24 protein-coding genes are annotated in these 25,396 nt (G+C 71.9%); 21 read left to right on the top strand and 3 right to left on the bottom strand.

Annotated features, from left to right (window positions below):
• Positions 1 to 72 precede the first annotated feature (72 nt).
• Positions 73 to 1,305, bottom strand: a complete 1,233-nt coding sequence (locus ID554_RS31000; protein ID WP_117230007.1) for a DUF2786 domain-containing protein — start codon at positions 1,303 to 1,305, stop codon at positions 73 to 75.
• 108 nt (positions 1,306 to 1,413) lie between these two features.
• Here ID554_RS31000 and ID554_RS30995 point away from each other — a divergent pair, with 108 nt between their 5' ends.
• Positions 1,414 to 2,988 carry a mucoidy inhibitor MuiA family protein gene (locus ID554_RS30995; protein WP_117230008.1) on the top strand — a complete coding sequence of 525 codons (1,575 nt, stop codon included), beginning with the start codon at positions 1,414 to 1,416 and terminating at the stop codon, positions 2,986 to 2,988.
• Positions 2,989 to 3,033: 45 nt separating this feature from the next.
• On the opposite strand, the gene ID554_RS30990 is transcribed toward ID554_RS30995, so the two are convergent.
• The gene (locus ID554_RS30990) at positions 3,034 to 3,867 is read right to left on the bottom strand and encodes a MaoC/PaaZ C-terminal domain-containing protein (RefSeq protein ID WP_223884356.1); all 834 of its coding nucleotides are present in this window, start codon (positions 3,865 to 3,867) and stop codon (positions 3,034 to 3,036) included.
• Positions 3,868 to 4,141: 274 nt separating this feature from the next.
• Here ID554_RS30990 and ID554_RS30985 point away from each other — a divergent pair, with 274 nt between their 5' ends.
• The 8 genes from ID554_RS30985 to ID554_RS30950 all read left to right on the top strand — a co-directional run bounded on the left by ID554_RS30985 (position 4,142) and on the right by ID554_RS30950 (position 14,119).
• Complete coding sequence (locus ID554_RS30985) at positions 4,142 to 5,101, top strand: ABC transporter substrate-binding protein (RefSeq protein WP_117230010.1); 960 nt, start codon at positions 4,142 to 4,144, stop codon at positions 5,099 to 5,101.
• A 17-nt stretch (positions 5,102 to 5,118) separates the two neighbouring features.
• On the top strand, positions 5,119 to 5,943 hold the full coding sequence (locus tag ID554_RS30980) for an ABC transporter ATP-binding protein (protein ID WP_223884355.1): 825 nt from the start codon (positions 5,119 to 5,121) through the stop codon (positions 5,941 to 5,943).
• The gene (locus ID554_RS30975) at positions 5,940 to 6,770 is read left to right on the top strand and encodes an ABC transporter permease (RefSeq protein WP_117230012.1); all 831 of its coding nucleotides are present in this window, start codon (positions 5,940 to 5,942) and stop codon (positions 6,768 to 6,770) included. Before ID554_RS30980 ends, ID554_RS30975 begins: the two co-directional genes overlap by 4 nt.
• A gap of 64 nt (positions 6,771 to 6,834) precedes the next feature.
• Positions 6,835 to 8,844, top strand: coding sequence for a hydantoinase/oxoprolinase family protein (locus ID554_RS30970; RefSeq protein WP_117230013.1), 2,010 nt, complete (start codon positions 6,835 to 6,837; stop codon positions 8,842 to 8,844).
• Between the two features lie 4 nt (positions 8,845 to 8,848).
• Positions 8,849 to 10,399 (top strand): class I adenylate-forming enzyme family protein, encoded by a 1,551-nt coding sequence (locus tag ID554_RS30965; RefSeq protein WP_117230014.1) that lies wholly within the window; start codon positions 8,849 to 8,851, stop codon positions 10,397 to 10,399.
• Positions 10,399 to 11,757 carry an adenylosuccinate lyase gene (purB, locus tag ID554_RS30960; protein ID WP_117230015.1) on the top strand — a complete coding sequence of 453 codons (1,359 nt, stop codon included), beginning with the start codon at positions 10,399 to 10,401 and terminating at the stop codon, positions 11,755 to 11,757. The genes ID554_RS30965 and purB overlap by 1 nt, the downstream gene beginning before the upstream one ends.
• Positions 11,754 to 12,503 (top strand): enoyl-CoA hydratase/isomerase family protein, encoded by a 750-nt coding sequence (locus ID554_RS30955; protein ID WP_117230016.1) that lies wholly within the window; start codon positions 11,754 to 11,756, stop codon positions 12,501 to 12,503. Before purB ends, ID554_RS30955 begins: the two co-directional genes overlap by 4 nt.
• Positions 12,500 to 14,119, top strand: a complete 1,620-nt coding sequence (locus ID554_RS30950; protein WP_117230017.1) for a thiamine pyrophosphate-binding protein — start codon at positions 12,500 to 12,502, stop codon at positions 14,117 to 14,119. Before ID554_RS30955 ends, ID554_RS30950 begins: the two co-directional genes overlap by 4 nt.
• Positions 14,120 to 14,124: 5 nt before the next feature.
• Here ID554_RS30950 and ID554_RS30945 read toward each other — a convergent pair whose 3' ends face one another.
• Positions 14,125 to 14,949, bottom strand: a complete 825-nt coding sequence (locus ID554_RS30945) for an IclR family transcriptional regulator (RefSeq protein WP_223884354.1) — start codon at positions 14,947 to 14,949, stop codon at positions 14,125 to 14,127.
• A 168-nt stretch (positions 14,950 to 15,117) separates the two neighbouring features.
• Here ID554_RS30945 and ID554_RS30940 point away from each other — a divergent pair, with 168 nt between their 5' ends.
• Genes ID554_RS30940 through ID554_RS30885 form a run of 12 tightly spaced genes read left to right on the top strand, consistent with a single transcriptional unit; the run spans position 15,118 to position 25,329 of the window.
• Positions 15,118 to 17,136: a hydantoinase B/oxoprolinase family protein gene (locus ID554_RS30940; RefSeq protein ID WP_117230019.1), complete on the top strand. Its 2,019-nt coding sequence runs from the start codon at positions 15,118 to 15,120 to the stop codon at positions 17,134 to 17,136.
• Complete coding sequence (locus ID554_RS30935) at positions 17,133 to 18,113, top strand: DODA-type extradiol aromatic ring-opening family dioxygenase (protein ID WP_117230020.1); 981 nt, start codon at positions 17,133 to 17,135, stop codon at positions 18,111 to 18,113. The genes ID554_RS30940 and ID554_RS30935 overlap by 4 nt, the downstream gene beginning before the upstream one ends.
• Positions 18,106 to 18,945 carry a DODA-type extradiol aromatic ring-opening family dioxygenase gene (locus tag ID554_RS30930; RefSeq protein WP_117230021.1) on the top strand — a complete coding sequence of 280 codons (840 nt, stop codon included), beginning with the start codon at positions 18,106 to 18,108 and terminating at the stop codon, positions 18,943 to 18,945. Before ID554_RS30935 ends, ID554_RS30930 begins: the two co-directional genes overlap by 8 nt.
• Before the next feature lie 10 nt (positions 18,946 to 18,955).
• On the top strand, positions 18,956 to 19,246 hold the full coding sequence (locus ID554_RS30925) for a BMC domain-containing protein (protein WP_117230022.1): 291 nt from the start codon (positions 18,956 to 18,958) through the stop codon (positions 19,244 to 19,246).
• A 22-nt stretch (positions 19,247 to 19,268) separates the two neighbouring features.
• The gene (locus ID554_RS30920; protein WP_117230023.1) at positions 19,269 to 19,595 is read left to right on the top strand and encodes a BMC domain-containing protein; all 327 of its coding nucleotides are present in this window, start codon (positions 19,269 to 19,271) and stop codon (positions 19,593 to 19,595) included.
• Positions 19,595 to 19,870 (top strand): EutN/CcmL family microcompartment protein, encoded by a 276-nt coding sequence (locus ID554_RS30915; protein ID WP_117230024.1) that lies wholly within the window; start codon positions 19,595 to 19,597, stop codon positions 19,868 to 19,870. Before ID554_RS30920 ends, ID554_RS30915 begins: the two co-directional genes overlap by 1 nt.
• Before the next feature lie 16 nt (positions 19,871 to 19,886).
• Positions 19,887 to 21,398: a 2-hydroxymuconic semialdehyde dehydrogenase gene (locus ID554_RS30910; protein ID WP_117230025.1), complete on the top strand. Its 1,512-nt coding sequence runs from the start codon at positions 19,887 to 19,889 to the stop codon at positions 21,396 to 21,398.
• On the top strand, positions 21,395 to 22,189 hold the full coding sequence (locus tag ID554_RS30905) for a 2-keto-4-pentenoate hydratase (protein ID WP_117230026.1): 795 nt from the start codon (positions 21,395 to 21,397) through the stop codon (positions 22,187 to 22,189). Before ID554_RS30910 ends, ID554_RS30905 begins: the two co-directional genes overlap by 4 nt.
• On the top strand, positions 22,186 to 23,118 hold the full coding sequence (locus ID554_RS30900; RefSeq protein WP_117230027.1) for an acetaldehyde dehydrogenase (acetylating): 933 nt from the start codon (positions 22,186 to 22,188) through the stop codon (positions 23,116 to 23,118). The genes ID554_RS30905 and ID554_RS30900 overlap by 4 nt, the downstream gene beginning before the upstream one ends.
• The gene (gene dmpG / locus ID554_RS30895; RefSeq protein ID WP_117230028.1) at positions 23,115 to 24,152 is read left to right on the top strand and encodes a 4-hydroxy-2-oxovalerate aldolase; all 1,038 of its coding nucleotides are present in this window, start codon (positions 23,115 to 23,117) and stop codon (positions 24,150 to 24,152) included. Before ID554_RS30900 ends, dmpG begins: the two co-directional genes overlap by 4 nt.
• Complete coding sequence (locus tag ID554_RS30890; RefSeq protein WP_117230029.1) at positions 24,149 to 24,880, top strand: 2-keto-4-pentenoate hydratase; 732 nt, start codon at positions 24,149 to 24,151, stop codon at positions 24,878 to 24,880. Before dmpG ends, ID554_RS30890 begins: the two co-directional genes overlap by 4 nt.
• A gap of 59 nt (positions 24,881 to 24,939) precedes the next feature.
• Positions 24,940 to 25,329 (top strand): RidA family protein, encoded by a 390-nt coding sequence (locus ID554_RS30885; RefSeq protein ID WP_117230055.1) that lies wholly within the window; start codon positions 24,940 to 24,942, stop codon positions 25,327 to 25,329.
• Positions 25,330 to 25,396: the final 67 nt, after the last annotated feature.

Here is a 25,396-nt window from a genome sequence, read left to right as displayed (position 1 = left end):
GCTAACACGCTGCCTGACCTGGCCGGGCGGCAGGTGCACCGGGTGCGACCTCTGACCTCGCCGGGGCCGGGACTATCGGGTCCGGGTGGTGCCGGTCGGCAGCGTGGCACGGTCAGCGGCCTGCCGACCGGACTCCCAGCCGTCCCGGCTGTCCACCCGAATGGCCCGGGCCCGGACCGTGTGGGGGAAGACCCGCTGCATGGTCTCGCGGATCTGCTCGTCTCGGGCCGCGAGCACCGGCAGCAGATCGGCTGAGTCGGTCCCCCCGTCCCCGTCACCCCGGTCGGTGGCCTGCGTCAACGCGAGCTGCGCCGCGTCAGCCAACCGTTCGCCGATCCGGTCGGCGAACGCCACCAGGAAGGACTGGCGGTACGCCTTCAACCGGCTCCGACCGGCCTTGCCGCCCGGCGGCTCGGACCGGGCCATCGCCCGGTGCGCCTGGACCAGCAGCGAGGTGTAGAGCAGGTCGACCGCGTCGATGTCGGTGTCGAAACCGAAGACGGTGCTGAACGCCAGCTCCGGTGACGAGACCGTGTGACAGCGGTTGGCCCGGGCGATGGCGTCCAGCAGGGACGCCTTCTCCCCGTCGTGCGGATGGTCCACGCCGATCCGACGCGCGTACGGCACCACCGGTGCCGCGTCAGCGCCCCGGGCTGCCAGCAGCGCCTCGTCCAGGCTGTGCCGGGTGACCAACTCCTGGGCCTTGGCGGTGTATGCCTGCGCCTCGGCCGGAAAGGTCGTCGACTCCGCCTTGGCGAGCAGGGCGCGTACCCGATCCAGCAGCCGGGCGTCGATCCGGGACGACCCGACGGTGCTCGACCCCTCCACCGGCGCGGCGGCGGACCCGGGCGGGGGAACGAGCACCTCGATGGGTGGAAGCGCGGACAGGATGGCGAGCAGGCCCAACACCAGGTCGAGTACGGCCACCCGGTCGAGCCGCCAACGGGCCACGAGTCCGTCGACGTACGTCGCGTCGCCGGCCCACCAGACCCGTGCCCCGAGGGTGTCCGCCTGCGCCCGCCACCGCCCGTCGACCGTGGCCCGGGGAAACTGTCGCAGGTACGCGGCGACCGCGTCGGTCACCAGATCGGCCTGACGCGGCCCGCCACGCCGGGCCACCACCCGGTGCAACTCGGCCGGCTGCCATCCGCCCCGCCACAGCCGTGCGCACGCCTCGTCCTTCGCGGTCACCAGCTCCGGGTCGACCTCGGCCGCCGGTGTCACGGTCAGCGCGTCCAGCCCCGATTCGTAGTCGACCGTCCCGGCGAGAACCGCCCTGATCCGTTCCCGCGCAGATGCCACCATGACAAGGCTACGGAGTTCCGAGCCGGTGGTTCGCGCCGGCGTCCCGGGAACCGCACCGGTGGCGCCGCAGGCCACAGATGCGAGCGTGGTTCGACTACCCTCGCCGCCGTGGACACTGCGGAGATCGATGCCCCCATCGGCGGCGTCACCGTCTATCCGGACCGGGCCCGGGTCACCCGGCGCGGCGGCACCCGACTGGCGGCCGGCCAGCACCGGGTACGCGTCGCACCGCTCCCGCTCGGCCTGCGGCGGGACTCGGTCCGGGTCGGCGGCCGGGGCGCGGCCACCGTGCTCGGCGTGGACGTGACCACGTGGCGGCAGGCCCGCAGCACCGACGCGCAGGTCGTCGGGCTGGAGCAGCGTCGTCGCGAGTTGGCCGACGAACTGGCCGAGATCGACGACACGGACGGGATCGAGGCGCAGCGCGGGGAGTTCCTCACCCGGCTGGCCGAGCGGGCCGGTGGCACGTACGCCCGTGCACTGGCCGCCGGCGACGCCGCGCCGAGCGACGTGACCACCTTCACCGATTCGGTGGCCGCTCAACTCGCCGACTCGCGTACCCGACGGCGTGGGCTGGCCCGTCGGCGTACCGAACTGGGGGAGGAACTGGCGGCGGTCGGGCGCGACCTCGACGCCGCGCACGGCAAACAACAGCCGGACCGGCTGGCCGTCGAGGTGATCGTGGCGGTGGAGGCCGACGACGCCGATGTCGAGCTGGAGCTGACCTACCTCGTGGAGGGGGCCCGCTGGCAACCCTCCTACGATCTGCGGCTGGTCGACGACACCATGACCGTCACCTGGTTCGGGATGGTCAGCCAGAGCACCGGGGAGGACTGGCCGGAGTGCGAACTCCACCTGTCCACCGCCCGGCCGGGGGCGACGACCGGCGTACCCGAGCTGTCGCCCTGGTATCTCGACCGGTTCCGGCCGCCGTCCCCACGTGCGACGCCCGACATGGTGGCCGGGATGCCCGCGTTCGGCGCGGCGCCGGCCGGCATCCCGGCCCGTGCCGCGCCCCCGGCCCCGCAGATGATTCGGGAGAGCGTCGCCGAGGTCGAGCAGGGGCGCAGCGCGGCCACCTACCGGCCGGCCCGGCCCGTGGCGGTGCCGGCTGACGGCAGCGCGCACCGGGCCACCATCGCCGTGCTGGAGCTGCCGGCCCGGCTGGACCACGTCACCGCGCCGGTCCGGGCCGCCGAGGCGCACCTGCGGGCCACGGTACGCAACACGTCGGAGCACACGCTGCTCCCCGGCCAGGCCGCGGTGTTCCACGACGCCGACTTCGTCGCGTCCACCCGGCTGCCGATGTGGGCGCCGGGTGAGGAGACCGAGTTGGCGCTCGGGGTGGACGACCGGCTGCGGGTGGAGCGGAAGCTGCACCGTCGTGCCGAGACCAAGGCCACCCTCGGGTCGACCCGACGGCGGGAGGTGGAGTACCGGATCACCGTCGGCAACCACACGCCCCGCCCGGCGACCGTCGAGGTGCGTGATCAGCTCCCGGTGTCGCGCGACGAGGCGGTGGTGGTGCGGGAGACGACGGTCGTGCCACCGCCGGTCGAGCGTACGGAGCTGGGTGAGTTGACCTGGCGGCTGTCGCTCGCGCCGGGCGAGAGTGGCGAGGTCGCGCTGGGCTTCCGGGTGGATCTGGGCAAGGGAATCGAGCTGACCGGCTGGCGGGAGTAGGAGCGGTCCGGCCGCACGCTCCAGCGGGCGGAGGCCGCGTCGAGGTCATCCGTGCAGGTCCAGCATGCCCCGGTCGAGGACCGGACGGCCTCGGCCGTCGACGGCCTGGAAGAGGACGCCATCCGGGCGGCGCCACACCAGCACGGTGAGGGTGTCCCCGGGGAACAGTGGTGCGGTGAACCGGGCGCTGATCCGGCGTATCCGGTCAGGGTCGTCGTCGGCGACGGTCCGCAGCAGGGTCCGGGCGGCGAAACCGAAGGTGCACAGTCCGTGCAGGACGGGTCCGGGTAGTCCGACGGCGTCGGCGACCGTCGGGTCCGAGTGCAGCGGGTTGCGGTCGCCGCTGAGGCGGTAGAGCAGAGCCTGTTCGGGGCGGGTGTGGTGGTGGGCGGTGTGGTGGGGGCGTTCCGCCGGTCGCTGCCAGGGGGTGTGCGGTGCGCGTCGTCCGCCGAAGCCGCCGGTCCCGATGACGAACATGGCCCGCTCGACGGTGGCCAGGTGCGCGCCGTCGGTGTCGTGGATCTCGGATCGGTGTTCGACCAGGGCCCCGCTGGTCTGGTCGTACACGTCGGTGACGGTGGCGGTGGTGCGGGCCCGGCCGGCGGGTGGCAACGGCCGGTGCAGGGTCAGGGTCTCCCCGGCGTGCCGGACGACGGCCGGTTCGCCGAGGTACGGCGGTTCGGCGGCGAGCAGGGTGGCGAAGCTCGGGAGTACGGCGTGTGGGTGCCCGGTGGAGTTCTCCGTGGTGAACCGGAGTTCGGCGGCGGGATCGGTTGCGCCGGCGCCGACACCGAGGGCGTAGAGGAGCGTGTCGGTCACGGTCCAGGTCCGCTCGGTCGTCGTCGGCGCGTGCCGGCCGGAGGAGAGGAGCCGGTCCACGGCGGAACGGTCGACACGGTGTGTGACGGCCTTCTCGTGTGGAACCCTCGACCGGGATTTCGGATTCGTCGCACCAAGTGGATTGTTCAGGTACTTCATGGTCGCTATCTCCTCGATCGGCGGTTAGCGCGACAGGGCGTCCAACGGGTTCTGGCTACTGTCTGTGGTGGGAGGCTGTCGCTTGCATCCTCTTGACGTTGTAAAGCGCTTCACAGTAGCGTCCCATATTAAGAAACTAAGACCACAATATGAGCCGATGGAGTCTGGGGTAGCCATGAGAATGCGCGTAACGGCTGCGGCCGCCGCCCTGCTGATGACCGTCGCCATGGCGGCGTGTTCCGAGAACCAGTCCGCCGGCGAGTCCGGCGGCGACAGCGCCGGTCCCACCCCCGCCGTCAACTTCGGCGTCGGCGTCGACCCGGCCTACTCCCCGATCTACCTCGCCGACCAGGAGAACCTCTTCGACCAGGCCGGGCTCGATGTGACCGTCACCCAGTACCAGGAGGGGACCGGCGGGCTCGACGCGATCCTGGCCAAGCAGGGCCAGGTCACCGCCAGCACCGAATCGAGCCTGCTCAACCGGGCGACCCGGGGCGACATCAAGGGACTCGCGGTCTTCTCCCAGTCGCCCAGCTTCATCAAGCTCGTCGCCCGTTCCGGCATCACCGACGTCGCCGGTATCAAGAAGTACGGCGTCGTCCCCGGCACGGTGAACGAGTACGCCACCAACAAGGTGCTCGACAGCCGCAACATCGCCCGCGACACGGTCGAGTTCGTCAACGCCTCGCCCGCCGAGATGCCGGCTCTGCTGCAACGAGGCGACGTCGATGGCTACATCATGTGGGAGCCGTGGCCCTCGCGTGGCGTCGCCAACGGCGGCACGGTCCTGCTGACCAGCGGCGATATCGGATACGTCTACAACCTCGTGATCGGCGTCGACGGCGCCTGGTACGAGGGGAACAAGGAGACGGCCAAGAAGGTCGTCGACACCATCGCCCAGGCCTGCGAGCAGCTCACCGCCGACCCCGCCAAGGCCGGCACCGTCACCGAGACCGCGATCAAGGTGCCCGCCGCCGAGGCCCAGACCCTCCTCGAAGGCGTGCAGTGCCAGGTCCGCGACTTCACCGACGAGGACATCCAGCGCTACCAGGAGATCGCCCAGTTCCAGCAGGACAGCAACATCGTCAGCCAGAAGGCCGACCCGGCGACCGTCATGATCAGGGGAGTGGCGTGAACCGTACGGGCTCCCCGGTGTCCGTGAGCGACGTCGACATCCGGTTCGGCGACTTCGTAGCGGTCCGCCAGGCGAACCTGGACATCGCCGCAGGGGAGTTCGTCTGCCTGCTCGGCCCCAGCGGCTGCGGCAAGTCGACACTGCTCAACGCGATCGCCGGCTTCGTCACACCCGTCGGTGGGGAGGTGACCTGCGCGGACGCGCGGGTCACCGGCCCCGACGTTTCCCGCGGCGTGGTGTTCCAGAGCGCCGAAGCGCTCTTCCCGTGGCTGACGGTCCGACAGAACGTCGACTTCGGCCCGCGCATGCGCGGCGTCGCCAAGGCCCAGCGGGCCACCGACGTCGACCGCTACCTGGCCATGGTCGGCCTCAGCCACAGCGCCGACCGGTTCCCCGGCCAACTGTCCGGCGGCATGCGCCAGCGCGCACAACTGGCCCGGGTGCTGGCCAACGAACCGTCGGTCGTGCTTATGGACGAACCCTTCGGCGCCCTGGACGCCCAGACCCGACTGGTCATGCAGGTCGAACTCGACCGGATCTGGCGGGAGACCGGCGCCACCATCGTGTTCGTCACGCACGACATCGGCGAGGCGATCCTGCTCGGCGACCGGATCGTCACCATGACCGCCGGCCCCTCGGCGGCCATCAAGAACGTCTACCCGTGCGACCTGCCCCGACCCCGCGACCTGACCGACCCGGCCAGCGCCGCACTCTTTCGCGAACTACGCGAGGACATCGGCGCCGAGGTGGCCCGCACCCTGCAGGCCCAGGGCCTCGACGACGGACACGACGGTCGGCAGCGCCCGATACCCGACGGCGCCGACAGGAAGGCACGACGATGAGCGTGGACCTGCGCACGGTGCCGGAAAAGACCAGCCGCGACACGACCGGCCCGGCCCGCCGACGCACCAGCCGACCCCGGCTGAAGCGGATCGGACTGTCGGCCCTGTCGGTGCTGCTCGGCGTCGTCATCTGGGACCTGGTCAGCCGCAACTACACCGCCTTCTTCCTGCCCTCACCGCTGCTCACCTGGCGCGGCGCGGTCGAACTCATCCAGGACGGCACGCTGGCCAGCTCGATCAGCGCCTCGTCGACCCGGATCCTCACCGGCTGGGCGCTCGGTGTCGTCATCGGCGTACCGGTCGGCCTGCTGATGGGCTGCGTACCGTGGCTGCGGCTGATGCTGGACCCGTACATTCAGTTCTTCCGGTTCGTCCCGCCGATCGCCTTCGTCACCCTGGCGATCATCTGGCTCGGGCCGGGCGAGGCGTCGAAGATCGCGCTGATCTTCTACACCACCGTCTTCATCGTCGCGCTCAACACCCTGGCCGGCGTCCTATCCGTCGACGAACTCCGCCTGCGCGCGGCCCGCGCGCTCGGCGCCAACGCGGTACGCACCCTGGCCTCGGTGGTCCTGCCGTCGACCGTGCCGCACGTGGTGACCGGCGCCCGGCTGGCCATGGGCAACTCCTTCCTGACGATCGTCTCCGCCGAGATCGTCGCGGCACAGAGCGGCCTCGGATCGCTCATCTGGACTGCCCGCAACTACGCCAAGACCGAGTGGGTCTTCGTCGGCATCATCACCCTCGGCCTGCTCGGCTACCTCTTCGACTGGATCCTGCGGGCCGTCACCAGCAGGACCCTGCGCCGGTACGGCGTCACCTTCTGACCTACCCCGGCGTGCCCTGCCGGCCGCCGCACCCAGCGCGCCCACCACTATCGAAAGGCTCGCCATGCTGTGCATCGGCGTCGACATCGGTGGCACCTTCACCGACGTCATCGTGTACGAGCCGGCCACCGCCCGGCTCGCCGAGGCCAAGACCCTGTCCACGCCCGACGACCCGGCCGCGGCCATCTTCGAGGGGCTGGCCAAGCTCGGCGTACGCCTCGACGAGGTCGATCGCTTCGTCCACGGCACCACCCGGGTCACCAACGCGCTGCTGGAAGGCTCCGGCGAGCCGGTCAGCGTGGTCGCCACCGAGGGCTTCCGCGACGTCCTGGAGATGGGACTCGGGCACCGGCCGCAGCTCTACAGCGTCAAGGAGGCGGGACGTCCCCCGCTGACCCCCCGTCGCCTGCGGCACGTCCTGCCCGAGCGCATCGGCGCCGACGGCAGCGTCGTGCGGCCACTGGACACCGCCGCCCTCGACAGCGTGCTGGACCGGGTGGCCGCCGCCGGGCCGAAGGCCGTGGCCGTCTGCCTGCTGCACTCCTACCGCAACCCGGCCCACGAGCGGGCCGCCGCCGCCCGCCTCGCCGAACGCTATCCCGACCTGGTCTGCACCATCTCCTCCGAGGTGGTGCCGGAGCAGGGCGAGTACGAGCGCTTCGCCACCACCGTGCTCAACGCCAGCGTCCGCTCCACCGTCTCGGACTACCTGCGCGGACTCGGTGACACCCTCGCGGCGGGCGGCTACGCCCACCCGCTGTCGATCATGACCAGCAGCGGCGGCGTGGTGTCCACCGAGGAGGCCGGCCGGCTACCGATCAACCTGGCCCTGTCCGGCCCGGCCGGCGGTGTCGCCGCCAGCGTCCACGTCGCCGGCCTGGCCGGCTACCCGAACGTGATCACCTGCGACATCGGTGGCACCAGCACCGACGTCTGCCTGATCAAGAACGGCACCCCGTTGATGACCAACGACGGGACGATCGCCGGCTACCCGAACCGCACCTTCCAGGTCGAGATCAACACGATCGGCGCTGGTGGCGGTTCGATCGCCTGGCGTGACCTCGGCGGCGAACTGCGCATCGGCCCCCGCAGCGCCGGCTCCACCCCCGGCCCCGCCGCCTACGGCCGGGGCGGCACCGAGCCGACGACCACCGACGCCCACCTGCTCGTCGGTCACCTCGACCCCCAGGAGAGCCTCGGCGGCGAGGTACGCCTCGACGTCGCCGCCGCCCGGACGGCCATGAACCGCCTGGCAACCGAGTTCGGTCTCGACGACCTGGAACTGGCACACGGCATCCTCACCATCGCCACCGCCAAGATGACCAGCGCGATCAAGGAGATCTCCGTCGCCTGCGGTCACGACCCCCGCGACTTCGTGCTGATGCCCTTCGGCGGCGCCGGCCCGATGCACGCCACCGTGCTCGCCGACGACCTGGGCATCCGCCGGGTCCTCGTGCCACCGGTACCGGGCAACTTCTCCGCCCTCGGCTTCGTCACCGCCCAGGCCCGGCACGACTACGTCCGCACCGTGCTGGTGCCGGCCGACGAGAGCGGACTCGGTGCCGTACGCGCCGTCGTGGCCGAACTGCGCGACACCGCGCGGGCCCAACTCAAGGCCGAGGACGGCGTCGAACCCGACCAGGTCACCTTCGGCCTGTCGGTGGGCATGCGGTTCCGGGGCCAGTCCTTCGACCTCGCCGTCCCCGTCGAGGACCTACCGGCCACCGCCGAGGAACTGGTCGCGGCCTTCCACGCCGCCTACGCCGAGCGGTACGCCTACGCCCGCTCCGGTCACCCGGCCGAGATCGTCAACTGCCGGCTGACCGCCTACGGCCCCCGACCCGCCGTACGGTTCACGGCCCCGGCCGGCACCACCCCGCAGCCCGAACCGACCCGCGTCTACGGCGCGAACGGCTGGGTCGACGCCACCGTCCACCGCCGTACCGACCTGGCCCCCGGCGGCACGGTCGCCGGTCCGGCCGTCATCCGGGAGAACGGCAGCACGACCGTGGTCGGCACCGGGTGGACCGCGACCGTCGACAACCACGGAAACCTGCTGCTCGTCAAGGAGTGATCCGGTGACCAACGCCCTCGACGCCACCGTCCTGGACCACGCCGCCCAGCACCCGGACCGCCCCCTGTACGCCTTCGACCAGGACCGGCCGGTGTCGGCGGGGGAGTTCGCCGACCTCGCCGGGCGGCGGGCGGCCACGCTGGCCGCGCTCGACGTCGGCCGTGGCGACCGGATCGCGGTGTGGGCCGAGAACAGCCTCGACTGGCTGGTCCTGCTGGCCGCCGCGGCATGGCGCGGTGCCGCCCTGGTGACCCTGCACCCCGGCCTGAGCGCCCCGGAACTGACCACGGCACTGGCCCGCAGCCGCCCCCGCCGACTCTTCGTCGCCCGCCACATCCGCGACCGCGACGGCGCCGCCACCGCCGCGCAGGCCCTCGGTGCGTTGCCCGCGTCCGCCCGCCCGTACGGCTGGCACATCCTCGGCGACAACCTGGCCGGGATCGGCGACGGCACCGCGCCCGCCCCCGCCGGCCACCCGGACGCCACCCTGAACATCCAGTTCACCTCCGGCTCCACCGGCCCGGCCAAGATGGTCGCGCTCAGCGCCCGCAACCTGATCGCCAACGCGCGCTGGACCGCCGACACCGCCGGACTCCGCGCCGCCGACCGGATCGCCTCACCGCTGCCTCTGGCCCACGCGGCCGGACTCGGCAGCGGCGCCGTCCTGGCGCTGGTCACCGGAGCATTGTGGGTGTCGGTGAGCCGCTTCCGCTCCGAACCGGTGCTCACCCAGATCGCCCGGCACCGGTGCACCGTGCTCCAGGCCGTCCCGACGATGGCCACCATGCTCGCCGACACCGTCGAGACCGCACCGGACCGCTTCGACCTGTCCTCGCTACGGGTGGGCTTCCTCGGCGGCGCGCCGTGCCCACCGGCGCTGCTCGCCCGCACCCGCCGGGTCCTCGGCCTGGACCGCATCGCCGTGATCTACGGACAGACCGAGGCCGGCCCGACGATCAGCGTCGACCCCGGCGACGGGAGCTGCGGCAGCCCCGGCGACACCGTCGGCCGGATCGTCGCGGACCTGGGCGCCGTCGTCGTCACCCCCGGCACCCGCACCGAACTGCCCGCCGGCCAGCCCGGTGAGCTGCTGGTCCGCGGCGAGTCGGTGACGGCCGGGTACGTCGACGACCCGACCGCCACCGAGGCCGCGATCACCACCGACGGCTGGCTGCGCACCGGCGACCTGGGCGCGCTGGACACCGACCGGATCCTCACCCTCACCGGCCGGGTCAAGGAACTGATCATCCGGGGCGGCGAGAACATCAGCCCGGCCGAGGTCGAGGCGGCCCTGCTCGACGACCCCGCCGTCGCCCAGGTGTGCGTACTCGGCCTGCCGTCACCCCGCTGGGGCGAGGAAGTCGCCGCCCTCGTCGTCGCCGCCCCGGGCACCGAACCCGACCACGACCGGCTCACCGGGACGGCCGCCACCCGACTCGCCCGACACAAGGTGCCGACGCTGATCCGTACCGTCGGGGACCTGCCGTTGCTGCCGTCCGGCAAGGTCGACCGACGCGCCGCGCTCGCCCTGCTCACCGGTGAGGAACGACGCTGATGCAGCTCGGCTCGTGCTTCCTGGACTCGTTGACCGTCACCAGCTTCTTCGGCAACGCCGAGATGCGCGGCGTGTTCAACGACCGCCGACTCATGCAGTCCTGGCTCGACGTCGAGGCGGCCCTGGCCCGCGCCCAGGCCGGCCTCGGCATCATCCCGTCGTCCGCCGCCCAGGCGATCACCGACGCGGCCCGGCTCGACCGGCTGGACACCACGGTGCTCGCCGCCGACGCCGCCGACACCGTGCACCCGCTCGTGCCACTGGTCCGGGCGCTGACCGCCGCCTGCCAGGGGGATGCCGGCCGCTACGTCCACCTCGGCGCCACCACTCAGGACGTGATGGACACCGGGTTCGTGCTGCGCGCCCGGGCTGGCCTGGACATCGTCTCCCGCCAGGTCGACGAACTGGTCCGCATCCTGCGCCGGCTGGCCCTGCGACACCGCGCCACCCCGATGGCCGCCCGCACCCACGGCCAGCAGGCGCTGCCGACCACGTTCGGCCTGCGCTGCGCGGTGTGGCAGAGCGAACTGCAACGGCACCGCACCCGCCTGGTCCAGATGCGCGAACGGCTGCTGGTGACCAGCATGGGTGGCGCCGCCGGCACCATGGCCGGCTACGGTCCGCAGGCGTTCGCCCTGGAACGGGCCGTGGCCGACGAACTCGGCCTCGGCGTCGCCGACACCCCGTGGCACGCCACCTCGGACCGGTTCGCCGAGTGCCTGATGGTCCTCGGACTGGTCGCCTCCAGCGCCGAGAAACTGGCCCGCGAGATCTACTTCCTGGGCCGCACCGAGGTCGGCGAGGCCCACGAACCGCAGCGCGCCACCCAGGTCGGCAGCAGCACCATGCCGCACAAACGCAACCCGATCCGCTGCGAGGCGGTGATCGCCGCCGCCGGCACGCTGCGCGCCCAGGTCCCGCTGGCGATGCAGACCATGGTCGCGCAGGACGACCGCGACATGGGCGTCGGCATGACGCTGTGGAAACTGCTGCCGGAGTGCTTCATTCTCATCGGCGGTGCCCTGGAACGGCTGGTCGAGGTCTTCGGCGACCTCGGCGTCGACCCGGACCGGATGCGCGCCAACCTGGACCTCACCGGCGGGCTGGTGCTCTCCGAGGCGATCATGCTCCGCCTCGCCGGCCCGTTGGGCCGGGAGCAGGCCCACCACCTGGTGATGCGGATCGTCCGCGACAGCCTGGCGCAGAACCGGCCGTTCGTCGACGTGCTGCGCGCCGACCCGCAGGTGGCCGCCGCCCTGCCCGGCCCGGAACTGGCCGAGCTGCTCGACCCGCTGTCGTACGTCGGCCACGCCGCCGCGCTCGTCGACCGTGCCCTCCTGACCTCGGAGTCACCATGACCACTGACCAGTCCGTCCTGCTGCACCGCTCCGGCCGGTTGGCCAAGGTGACCCTGCACCGGCCCGCCCGACGCAACAGCTTCGACCTCGACATGCTCGCCCGCTTCGAGGACGTGCTGCACGAACTCGGACGCGACCGCACGGTGGAGGTGGTGGTGCTCACCGGCGAGGGCACGGCGTTCTGCGCCGGCACCGACCTGCGTGAACTGGCCGACCTCGATCCCGAGACCACCATGCACGTCCAGCGGCGCACCGCCGACCTCGTCGAACGCTGGTACCGGCTGGAGCAGACCACGGTCGCCGCCTTCAACGGGCCGGCCATCGGCTCGGGCGCCGTCATCGGGCTCGCCAGCGACCTGCGGGTGGCCGCCGACACCGCGTTCTTCACCTTCCCCGAGGTGACCTACGGCATCCCGCTGACCTGGAGCGGCATGGCGATCCTCGCCGACCTGGTCGGCGCCGACCTGGCCAAGCGGTGGCTGCTGCTCGGCGAACGGGTCGAACCCGCCGAACTGCTCGACCTGCGCCTGGTCACCCGCGTGGTCGCCGCCGACGACCTGCCCGCCGCCGTGGACGCGATCACCGACCGGCTGCTGGCCACCTCGATGGTCGGCCGCACGATGACCAAGCGTGCCGCCCGGCTGGCCGGTCCCCGCTTCGACGCGGCGGCCAACGACTCCTTCCTCGGCGCGCTGAGCGTCGCGTTGCGCCCGCCCGGCGGCTACCTCGACGGGGACGCGCGGTGAGGGTGTTCGAGGCGATCGCCGACGCCGTCGTGGCGCACGGCGTCGACACCGTCTTCGGTCTGCTCGGTGACGCCAACATGTACCTGGTCGCCGACCTGGTCGAGCGGCACGGCGTCCGGTTCGTCGCGGCCCGCAACGAGAACGCCGCGGTGATGATGGCCGACGGGTACGCCCGCACCACCGGTCGCTGCGGCGTCGCCACCGTCACCCAGGGGCCGGGACTGGCGGTGGCCGGCGCCGCGCTGACCATCGCCCGGCAGGCCCGCACCCCGCTGGTCCTGCTCGCCGGCGACACGCCGCCCGGCGACCCGCTGCACGTGCAGCACTTCGACCAGCAGCCGTACGCGCTGGCCACGGCGGGCACCTTCGTCCCGGTGCACACCGCCGGCACCGCGACCCGGGACGTCGCAGTGGCGTTCCGGGCCGCCCGCGAACTGCCCGGCCCGGTGGTGCTGAACGTGCCGATCGACCTGGCCGACGAGCCGGTCCCACCGCACCCGCCGCTCCCGGCGCCGATGGTGCCCCGCGCGCCACGACCACTCAACCCGGACCCCGCCGACGTCGACGCGCTCGCGCACCGGCTGCGTACCGCGCACCGCCCGGTGCTACTCGCCGGCCGGGGCACCGAACCGGCCGCCGCCGCGATCCGGGACCTCGCCGACCGCAGCGGGGCCCTGCTCGCCACCACGCTGATGGCCGCCGGTCTGTTCCGCGGGCATCCGTACGACCTCGGGGTGGCCGGCGGGCTGTCCCGGCCGCTGACCCGGCGGACCCTGGCCGGGGCGGACCTGGTGGTCATCTTCGGTGCCGGGCTCAACCGGTGGACCGCCGACCACGGGGCGCTCTTCCCGGACGCGGTGCTGGTCGCGGTGGACGTCGACCCGGCCGCGATCGGGGCCCGCTGGCCGGTGACGGCCGGTGTGCTGGGCGACGCGGGGCAGACGGCGGCGGCGGTGTCGGCGGTGCTGGCACCGGTGGACCGACCGCACTGGCGCAGCCCGGCCCTGGCCGCCGACCTGGCGGGCGCCGACGCGTTCGCGGGACTGGACATCGAGTCCCGGCCGGGCCGCATCGACCCCCGGGCGTTCATCCGGATCTGCGCCGAACGGCTGCCGCGCGAGCGGACCACGGTGGTGGGCGTCGGTCACTTCGGTGGCTGGCCCAACCTGCTGCTGGACTCGGCCGCCACCGACCGGTCCTTCCTCGCGCCGTGGGAGTTCGGCAGCATCGGCGTCGGACTGCCGTTCGCGGTGGGCGCCGCCGTCGGCCGTCCCGACCGGCCGGTGGTCGCCTTCGAGGGCGACGGCAGCCTGCTCACCGGTCTCGGCGAGCTGGACACCCTGGCCCGGGTCGGCGCACCGGTGCTGCTGGTCCTCCTGGACGACGCCGCGTACGGCGCGGAGGTGCGCAAACTCGCCCCGCGTGGGGTCGACCCCGAACTGGCCCGCTTCCCCGAGCGGGACCTCGCGGCCGTGGCCCGCGCGCTCGGGGTGCCGGCGTGGACGGTCACCGACGAGGCGAGTGCGCGGGCGGCCTTCGACGAGGTGCTGCCCTCGACCGGCCCGGCCCTGCTCCACGTACGGATCCGGCCCGACGTCGTCCAGGAGCGGTTTTGACCCGGTCAGTCGCCCCAGACGTCGCCGAAGCCGTACCCGAGTTGTCGGGACAGCTCGTCGGCGGTGCGGCGGGCCGCGGCGGCCAGTTGCGTCACCCGTTCCTCGTCGAGGCGGAAGATCGGACCGGAGACGCTGACGGCGCCGGTGACCCGGCCGTGGCGGTCGCGCACCGGTGCGGCCACGACCCGCAGTCCCTCCTCGCTCTCCTGGTCGTTGAGCGCCCAGCCCTGCTTCCGGACGGTCGCCATCCGGGACACGAAGGTGTCCAGGTCGGTGATCGTGTGGGCGGTCAGCGCGGTGAACGGCGCGTCGGCCAGCGTGGCGCGCAGCGCGGCGTCGTCCTGGTCGATCAGCAGGGCCTTGCCGGCGGCGCTGCACCACAGCGGGATGCGCCGGCCGAGCCGGGAGACGAGTTGCAGGTTGCGGGTGCCCTGTACGACGTGGATGGAGATCGCGTCGAGGTCCTCCAGGACCGACAGGTTGACGCTCTCGCCCTCCTCCTCGGCCAGCCGGTGCACCAGGGGACGGGCGAGGGTGTGCAGGTCCAGGCCGGCGAGGTAGCGCGCGCCGAGCTCGAAGACGGTGACCCCGAGCCGGTAGTTGCCGTTGTCCTCGTTGCGGTGCAGGAAGCCGGCGTCGGCCAGCGCGCGGAACAGCCGGCTGGCGGTCGACTTGTGTAGGCCGAGCTCGCGGCTGACGTCGCTGACCTTGCGCTCGGCGTCGGTGCCACGGAAGGCGAGCAGCACGCTCAGGGCGCGGTCGAGCGCCTGGGTGCCGGACTCCCGGGGCGTCGGCCCGTCGTCCGGGCTGGTGTCAGTGGCGTACGACATCTTGCTTCCCACCTTCTCGGTTGCTAGGTTTCATAATATAATCCTAGGACCACATTGTGGTCCAGTGCATCATGGTCCACCCCAAGAGATGGCCCACCCACGGTGGCCCACCCCAGATGGTCCGTTCTCCCACCACCGGGATCGAGCCGGAACCAGTGAGGCATCCGCATGACTGTGAACCCGATCGACCTGGAAGTCGTCACCGAAGGTCTCATCTCGATCGTCCGGGAGATGCGGCAAACGATCTTCCGCACCGCACACTCGCCGGTGATCGCCGACGCACAGGACTTCTCCTGCGCCCTGTTCGACCCCCAGGGACAGATGGTCGCCCAGGGCCGGGACATGCCCGGCCACGTCATCGCCATGCCCGCCTCGGTCGCCGAGATCTTCGCCGACTTCGCCGACGAGATGCGCCCCGGTGACCTCTACATCGTCAACGACCCCTACCGCGGTGGCAGCCACCTGAACGACGTCACCCTGATCAGCCCGGTCTTCGTCGACGGAGAACTCTTCCTGTTCCCCTGCGTGCGCATGCACTGGGCCGACATCGGCGGCATGACCCCGGGCAGCGTCTCCGGCCAGGCCACCGAGATCCTTCAGGAGGGGCTGCGGATCCCCCCGATCAAGCTCATCGAGCAGGGACGACCCAACCGCGCCGCGTTCGACATCGTCTTCGCCAACGTCCGGATGGCCGAGGAACGCCGTGGTGACCTTGAATCCAGCATCGCCGCCTGCCACACCGCCGAACGCCGTCTGCGCGAACTCGTCGCCCGGCACGGCACCGGCCTGATCCTGGAATCCGTCGCCGCCAACATGGACCGCACCGAGCACCGCCTGCGCACCATGATCCAGGCCCTGCCCGACGGCACCTACCGCTACGAGGACTACCTCGACCTCTACACCGACGGGCACTACGACGCCGCCATCGTCCGCTGCGCGCTCACCGTCGACGGCGACGAGATCGAGGCCGACTTCCGTGGCTCGTCCACCCAGGTCGCCGCCGTGGTCAACTCCTCGCGGGCGATGACCGTCGCCGGCGTCTTCATCGCAGTCAAGTCCGCCCTGGACCCCGGCGGCCTGGTCAACCACGGCGCGTTCCGGCCCCTGCGGGTGCACACCGAACCCGGCACGGTCGTGCACGTCAGCTACCCGGCCCCGGCCAACGCCCACAGCGAGGTCCGCAAACGCGTCATATCGGCCGTGATGGCCGCACTCAGCCAGGTCGCACCCGACCTCATCGCCGCCGACCAGTTCGGCACCACCTTCCAGAACCTCATCGGTGGCGTCGACGAACACACCGGCCGGCCATACCTCTACTACGACTACCCGGCCGGCGGCAACGGGGGATTCCTGGAGTCCGACGGCCCCAGCGCCATGAACCCCGTCGACCTGGGCGACATTTCCACCATCCAGTCCGTCGAACGACTGGAGACCGAGATCCCGATCCTCGTCGAGGCCTGCGAGCTGCGCACCGGCTCCAGTGGCGACGGTGCCCGGCGGGGCGGACTGGGCAGCCGCCGAGAGACCCGCCTGCTGGCCAGCGGCGGCGCGTACTCGGTGCAGACCGACCGCACCACCGTCCCGCCCTACGGCCTTCGGCACGGCGGCCCGGGCGCACCCACCGTGACCCACATCCGGCGCCCCGACGGCGAACGCGTCGACTTCGCCACCCCCGGCAAGGTGGCCGGCTTCCCGATGCGCGCCGGAGACCTGCTGGTCATGGAGTCGGCCGGCGGCGGCGGCTGGGGCGACCCGCTGGATCGGCTGCCCGAACACGTCGCCGACGACGTCAGCCAGGAGTACCTGAGCGCCGCCGAGGCACGACAGCGCTACGGCGTCGAACTCGACCCCGCCGGCCGCGTCGACCCCACCGCGACCGCCGCCACCCGCCAGCGGCTCCGCGACCAGCGACGCTGGCTGCGCACCACCGTCACCACCCAGCCGGCCTACACCGGACAGCGCGGACAGCGACGCCTGGCCTACGTCGCCCCCGACAGCGGCCTGGCCGAGGACACCCTCGTCGAGGTCCACGGCGGACATCCCGCCCCGCTGCGGGCCTGGATCCGACACGACACCGCCCTGGCCGCCGACGAACTCGCCGTCGACGACGACGGGCTGCAGATCCTCGGCGCCGCCCCACACGACCGCTCCCACGTGCGGGTACTCCACGGGGAAGGACGCTCATGAGCAAGGTCTTCCGGGTACCGGTCGCACCGGCCCGCGGCGGTGCCACCACCGCCCCACGCACCCCGCAACCGTCCGCCCCGACGCGGCGGTGCGGCATCGCCGCCGGCTGCCTCAGCCCACACCCACCACACCTGATCTACGCCGAGAACCCACCGCAGAACGAACCACGGTCCACCGGCGGCTGGGAGACGCTGCGCTGGGCCTACGAGCGCCTGCGCACACGCATCCGCGAGGTCCACAAGCCCGACGTGCTCATCGTGCACGCCCCGCACTGGATCACGATGGTCGGTCACCACGTCAACTGCGTACCGAACCCGCGCGGCACCTCGGTCGAACCGATCTTCCCGCACCTGTTCCGCTACCACTACGACTTCCGCACCGACGTGGAGCTCGGCGAGGCCATCGCCGAGGAGGCCAACGGGCTCGGCCTGGTCACCCGCACCCTGCACGACCCCCGAGTCCGCGTCGACTACGCCACCATCGGCGCCCTGCACCTGGCGAACCCGGCCTGGGACATCCCGGTGGTCTCCCTCTCGGCCAACAACAACCCGTACTTCTACTCCGACGCCTCCCTGGAGGAGATGGAGGTCCTCGGCGAAGCCACCCGACGGGCCGTCGAGGCCACCGGCCGCCGCGCCGTCCTGCTCGCCTCCAACTCCCTGTCCCACCTGCACTGGCACGAGGAACCGGAACTGCCCGAGGACATGGAACGGGAACACCCCTACAACAACCACCAGTACCGGTGGGACATGAAACTGCTCGAAGCGATCCGACGCGGACCGACCGCACCGCTGCGCGAACTCATCCCCGAACACATCGAGGCCACCGCCAGCGAGACCAAGGCCGGCAGCCTCACCTGGATGCTCGCCGCGATGGGCTGGCCCAAGGTCGCCGGTGACGTCCTCGGCTACGGCACGATCATCGGCACCGGCAACGCGGTCGTTGAATGGGTACCCGAGGGGAACCACCATGGCTGACCGGACCGGAATCGTCGCCGGAGCACTGCTGCCCGGCATGCCACACCTGCTCGCCGAGCACCCCGCACCGAGCTGGTCGGCCCTGGCCGCCGCCGCCCGCGACGTGGGCACCCGGCTGCGCCGACTCGAACCCGACGTGGTGCTGCTGCTGTCCACCCAGTGGTTCACCGTGCTGGGACACCAGTTCCAGTGCGACCCCAACCCGCGCGGCCAGCACGTCGACGAGAACTGGTACGCCTACGACTACGGCCTGCTCGACTACGACCTCCGCTTCGACGTCGACTTCACCGAACGCTGGGCCGCCCGCGTGCAGTCCGACGGACTCCAGGCCCGACGGACCCGCTACGACGGATTCCCGATCGACACCGGCACCATCGTCACCTCCGCCCTGCTCGACCCGGAGCGCAGACTGCGCTGGGCACAGGTCTCCTGCAACCTCTACGCCGACGCCGACACCCTCGCCGCCGTCGGACGCGCCGGTGCCGCCGCCGCCCGCGACGCCGGACTCCGTGCCGCCGTCGTCGTGGTGACCGGGATGTCCTCCGGGCTCATCCAACAGTGGATCGAACCCGACCAGGACCGTATCGGCGCACCCGCCCACGAGCAGTGGAACACCCGGATCCTCGACCTGCTCACCGCCGGCAAGATAGACGATGCTCTCGCCGTCCGCGAGGAGTTCGCCCGACAGGCCCAGGCCGACAGCCAGTTCCGGGCACTGGCCTTCGCCGCGGGCGCCGGGGCGAGCGGCGGCCCGGCACACCTGCACGCCTACGGCCCGATCTGGGGCACCGGTGGCGCCGTCCTGTCCTGGAACCTGCCAGACCACCACTAGAGGAGACAGCATGCGGAACACAGCCGTGGGCTTCGTCGAAGCCGAGGGCTTCACCCCCATCTTCGACGCCGTCGACGCGATGGTGAAGGCCACCGAGGTCGAGGTCACCAAGGTCGTCCGGCTCGGCGGCGGCATCATCGCCGTCGCCGTACGCGGCGACCTCGCCACCGTCGAGGAGGCCGTCGACATCGGCGAGGAGACCGCCCGCGCCAAGAGCCGTTCGGTGCGCTCGATCGTCTTCGCCAGCCCCTGCGACGCCGTCAGCGCGTTGGCGGCCGACCCCCAACTCGTCGGCAACTGACAGCCGGTAAGGAGATCCAGACATGTCCTCCGACATCGCCATCGGAATCGTCGAGACCCGCGGCGTCGTCGCCCTCTCTGCGGGCATCGAAGCCATGATCAAGACCGCCGACGTACGCTGCGTCGGCGTCGAACGGGTCACCAGCGGCTACCTCGCCGTCGCCGTACGCGGCACCCTCGCCGCCGTCCGGCAGGCGGTCGCCGCCGGTGAGGCCGCCATCCGCGCCCACGGTGACCTGCGCAGCTCGCAGGTCTACCCGAAACCGCACCCGACCACCGCGGCGCTGCTCGACAACCCTGAAACCGCCCGGATCCGCGAGGTCATGACCGGCCTGCGCGGAGAAGCCTGATGGTGCTCGGCGAGGTCGTCGGCAAAGTGTGGGCGGACCGCATCCTGCCCTCACTCCAGGGCCGACGCCTCGTCCGGGTCCGGGTCCGGCCCGACGGCCCCGAACTGGTCGCCGTCGACCCGCTCAACGTCGGCGTCGGCACCACCGTGCTGGTCGTCACCGACGAGGCAGCCGCCTCGGTGGCCGGTGAGTCCACCGTCGACGCCGCCGTGGTCGCCTTGGTCGCCGACACCGGGACCGCCGAAACCCACGACTCCGCGCCCACCACGCCCTGACCGAAAGGCACGCCTGATGACCGACGGGCTCTGGTCCCCGAGTCTGCTCGCCGGCCGACCAGCCGGCGAGCCGAGCGTCCTGCCGAACTTCGTCGACGGCGTGTTCGACACGTCCGGCACGCACTTCGACAAGGTCTCCCCGGTCACCGGCGAGACCATCCGCTACGTCACCGAGGCCGACCGATCCACCGTGGACGGCGCGGTGGCCGCCGCCCGCTCGGCGCTGCGCGGACCCTGGGGCCGGATGGGGGAGCGGGAGAGGGCCGCAGTGCTCTACCGGGTCGCCGACGAACTGGAACGTCGCTTCGACGACCTGGTGGCGGCGGAGGTAGGTGACACCGGCAAGTCCATCTCCCAGGCCCGCACCCTCGACATCCCCCGCGGCGCGGCGAACTTCCGCGCGTTCGCCGAGATCGTGTCGACCACCCCGACGGAATCCTTCACGACCCCGACCCCCACCGGCGGACGCGCCCTGAACTACGCCGTGCGCAAGCCGGTCGGCGTCGTCGCGGTGATCGTGCCCTGGAACCTGCCCCTGCTGCTGCTGACCTGGAAGGTCGCCCCGGCCCTCGCCTGCGGCAACACGGTGGTGGTCAAACCGTCGGAGGAGACGCCGTCGTCGGCAACCCTGCTGGCCGAGGTGATGGCGGCGGCCGGCGTGCCCGACGGTGTCTTCAACGTCGTGCACGGTTTCGGACCGGACTCGGCGGGGGAATTCCTGACCCAGCATCCGGACGTCGACGCCATCACCTTCACCGGCGAGTCGGCCACCGGACAGGCGATCATGCGGGCTGCGGCCGACGGCGTGAAGGCGGTCTCCTTCGAGTTGGGCGGCAAGAACGCCGGCCTGGTCTTCGCCGACGCCGACCTCGATGCCGCCATCGAGGGCTCGGTGCGCTCCTCGTTCACCAACGGCGGCCAGGTGTGCCTGTGCACCGAACGACTGCTCGTGCAGCGACCGGTGTTCGACGAGTTCGTGACCCGGTTGGCCGCCCGCGCCGCCGAGCTGACCTTCGGCTGGCCCGCCGACGAGGCGACGGCGAACATGCCGCTGATCTCCCACGCCCACCAGGACAAGGTGCTGGGCTACTACGACCTGGCCCGTACCGAGGGTGCCATGGTGCTCACCGGCGGAGACATACCGACGTTCGCAGACGCCCGCGACGGCGGTGCCTACGTCCGTCCGACCGTGCTGACCGGTCTGGGGCCCGACGCCCGCGTCAACCGGGAAGAGGTCTTCGGCCCGGTCTGCCACGTGGCGCCGTTCGACGACGAGGACGAGGCGTTCGAACTGGCCAACGATAGCGACTACGGCCTGGCTGCCACCGTCTGGACCCGGGACGTGGGCCGCGCGCACCGGGCCGGCACCCGCCTGGAGACCGGCATCGTGTGGGTCAACACGTGGTTCCTGCGGGACTTGCGGACCCCGTTCGGCGGGGCCAAAGCCTCCGGTCTCGGCCGTGAGGGCGGCACCCACTCCCTGAACTTCTACTCCGAACTGACCAACGTCTGCGTGGATCTGTCATGAGTGATGTCGCCCGGGCCGCCCGACTCCTGCGGACCGCCTACGAGACACGTACCCCCGTCGCGCCGCTGCGCGGCAACCTCCTCCCGGTCGGCGACGTCGACACCGCCTACCGGGTGCAGCAGGAACAGGTCGCCCAGTGGGAGGCGGCAGGCCGCCGCCGGGTCGGCGCGAAGATCGGCCTGACATCGTCGGCCGTCCAAAGGGCATTCGGCGTCTACCAGCCCGACTTCGGAGTGCTGTTCGCCGACATGGCGGTCCCGGACGGCACCGAGATCGACACCGGTCGGCTGCTGCAACCTCGGGTGGAGGCCGAGGTCGCCTTCGTGCTCGGCGCCGACCTGCCGTTCCCGCAGGTGACACCCGCCGATGTGATCCGGGCCACCGACTACGTCCTGCCCGCCATCGAGATCGTCGACTCCAGGATCGCCGGCTGGGACATCTCGATCGTGGACACCGTCGCCGACAACGCCTCCGCCGGACTGTTCGTGCTTGGCAACCAACCCCGCTCGCTGTCAGACGTCGACCTCCGACTGGCCGGGATGGTGCTCGAACACGCCGGTGAACCGCTGTCGGTCGGGGCGGGCGCCGCCTGCCTCGGCAACCCCGTCCACGCGGTGGCCTGGCTCGCGCAGACCCTGGCCGGCACGGGTACTCCGCTGGCAGCCGGTGACCTCGTGCTGTCCGGGGCACTCGGACCGATGGTGCCGGTCACCGCCGGTGCGACCTACGAGGCTCGGATCTCCGGCATGGGCTCGGTCCGGGCCTGCTTCAGCCCGGAGGAGACAGCATGACAGGGGTGGCCGTGATCGGGCCGGGAAACATCGGCACCGACCTGATGATCAAAGTGCTGCGGCTGTCGGAGACGCTGCGGATGACGGCGATGGTCGGAGTCGACCCGGACTCCGACGGCCTCGCCAGGGCACGCCGGCTCGGCGTGGCCACCACCGCCGACGGGATCGACGGGCTGCTGACGATGGCGGAGTTCACCGACGTCGGGGTCGTGTTCGACGCCACGTCGGCCGGATCGCACCGCCGCCACGCCGCCCTGCTGCGCGAGCACGGCCGCTTGGTGGTGGACCTGACCCCGGCCGCCGTCGGCCCGTACGTGGTGCCGCCGGTCAACCTCGACGAGCACCTAGACGAGCCCAACGTGAACATGGTGACCTGCGGCGGGCAGGCGACCGTCCCGGTCGTCGCCGCCGTCGGCCAGGTGACACCCGTGCACTACGCGGAGATCGTCGCATCGATCGCCTCCAGGTCGGCGGGGCCCGGCACGCGGGCGAACATCGACGAGTTCACCGAGACGACGGCACGGGCGATCGAGGTCGTCGGCGGCGCCCGTCGTGGCAAGGCGATCATCGTGTTGAACCCGGCGGAACCACCGATGATGATGCGAGACACCGTCTACTGCCTCTGCCCCGACCGGGACGTCGACCAGTCCGCTGTCGCGGCGTCGATCGAGGCGATGGTGGCCACCGTCGCCGGATACGTGCCCGGCTACCGGCTCAAACAACGCGTGCAGTTCGACCCCGTCGACACCTACGTGCCCGCGCTGGGCACCCGGTTCACCGGCGTACAGGTGTCGGCGTTCCTGGAGGTGTCCGGCGCCGGGCACTACCTGCCCGCGTACGCCGGCAACCTCGACATCATGACCTCCGCCGCACTCCGTACGGCGGAACGGATGGTCGCACTCCGTACCGACCGGAAGGTGCCGACATGACCAGGCTCTATCTCCAGGACGTGACGCTGCGCGACGGCATGCACGCCGTCCGGCACCAGTTCGCCGTCGGCCAGGTCCGCACGATCGCCGCCGCCCTCGACGCGGCCGGGGTCGCGGCGATCGAGGTCGCCCACGGCGACGGCCTGGCCGGATCGAGCGTCAACTACGGGCACGGCGCCGCATCCGACGCGGACTGGATCGCCGCGGCGGCCGAGGCGGTCACCACCGCGAAACTGACCACCCTCCTGCTCCCCGGCATCGGCACGATCGCCGACCTCAAGGCCGCCCGCGACCTGGGCGTGACCAGCGTACGGATCGCCACGCACTGCACCGAGGCGGACATCTCGGCCCAGCACATCGGGTGGGCGCGCGACAACGGCATGGACGTGTCCGGGTTCCTGATGATGGCGCACATGAACGATCCGGCAGGGCTGGCGGCCCAGGCGAAGCTGATGGAGTCCTACGGGGCGCACTGCGTCTACGTCACCGACTCCGGCGGCCGGCTGCTGACCCGCGACGTCGCCGAACGCGTCGACGCGTACCGCCAGGTCCTGGACCCGGCCACGCAGATCGGCATCCACGCGCACCACAACCTGTCGCTCGGTGTGGCCAACAGCGTCGCCGCCGTCGAGCACGGCGCCATCCGGGTCGACGCCTCCCTGGCCGGGCACGGCGCCGGCGCCGGCAACGCACCCCTGGAGGTGTTCGTGGCCGTCGCCGAACTTCACGGCTGGGATCACGGCTGCGACGTGTTCGCGCTGATGGACGCCGCCGACGAGCTGGTCCGGCCGGTGCAGGACCGGCCGGTCCGGGTCGACCGGGAGACGTTGAGCCTGGGCTACGCCGGGGTCTACTCCAGCTTCCTGCGCCATGCCGAGCGGGCCTCGCAACGCTACGGGATCGACGTGCGGTCGATCCTCGTCGAGCTGGGCCGCCGCCGCATGGTGGGCGGACAGGAGGACATGATCGTCGACGTGGCCCTCGACCTGGTCGCCGCAACCGACCGGACCACCGCGACCGGAGGAAGCCGATGAGCACCACCGACCACCTCGCCCGACGCCTCGACGACGCGGCGACCAGCCGTACCGCGATCCCGCAGTTCGACGCCGACACCGCGCTGGACGTACCCACCGCCTACCGGGTGCAGCAGGCCGTGGTCGACCACCGGCTCTCGCGCGGCGAACGTCCCGTCGGACTGAAGCTCGGGCTGACCAGCCGGGCCAAGATGGCACAGATGGGCGTCGACGAGGTCATCTGGGGTCGGCTCACCGACGCCATGCACATCTCCGACGGCGGCACGCTCCGACTGTCCGCCCACATCCACCCCAAAGCCGAACCGGAGGTCGCCTTCCTCGTCCACGGTGGTGCGATCACGGCGGTCGCGCCGGCCCTTGAGGTGATCGACTCCCGGTACGTCGACTTCCGCTTCACCCTGCCCGAGGTCATCGCCGACAACACCTCCGCGAGCGGCTTCGTCCTCGGTGCCTGGCAACCGCTGCCGGACGGGATCGACAACCTCGGCGTACTGCTGGAGGTGGACGGGCGGCCCGTCCAGACCGGATCCACGGCCGCGATCCTCGGCGATCCCCGCCGGGCACTTGCCGAAGCGGTCCGGCTCGCCGCCGCCAGCGGGGTGGACCTGGCCGACGACTCGGTCCTGCTCGCCGGTGCGGCGACCGCCGCCGTGCGGCTCCGGGCCGGTTCACACGTCCGGGTCACCGTCGACAAGCTCGGCACCGCGTCCCTGCGGGTCGCGTCGTGAGCCGGCCCAGCGAGAACGGCGCCCGACACGACAGCCGGCCCGGCGGCGTGGTGCCCGGCATGGCCACGCCGCGCGGCCGGTTCCCACACGTCAAGGTCGCCGGCGACCTGATCTTCGTCTCGGGTACGTCCAGCCGCCGGCCGGACAACACGATCGTCGGCGCCACCGCGGATCCCATGGGCGTCACCGACCTCGACATCCGCGCGCAGACCCGGGCCGTCCTCGACAACATCCGCGACATCCTGCAATCCGTCGGCGCCGACCTCGACGACCTCGTCCAGATCACCACCTATCTGGTCAGCATGAACGACTTCGGCGGCTACAACGAGGTATACGCCGAGTACTTCGACGAGACCGGTCCCACCCGCACCACCGTCGCCGTGCACCAGTTGCCGCACCCGCACCTGCTGATCGAGATCCAAGCGGTGGCCCGGCGCCCGCTTCGGTAGACCGATCATATCGATGGCCGTATCCGCTTGTGGCCGTCGTCTCACCTGGCATCTCGGGCACGATGCC

This window comes from Micromonospora craniellae (assembly GCF_014764405.1).
Taxonomy (GTDB): Bacteria; Actinomycetota; Actinomycetes; order Mycobacteriales; family Micromonosporaceae; genus Micromonospora; species Micromonospora craniellae.
The sequence above is the reverse complement of the archived record's forward strand: the minus strand, read 5'-3'. Positions and strand labels throughout refer to the sequence as shown.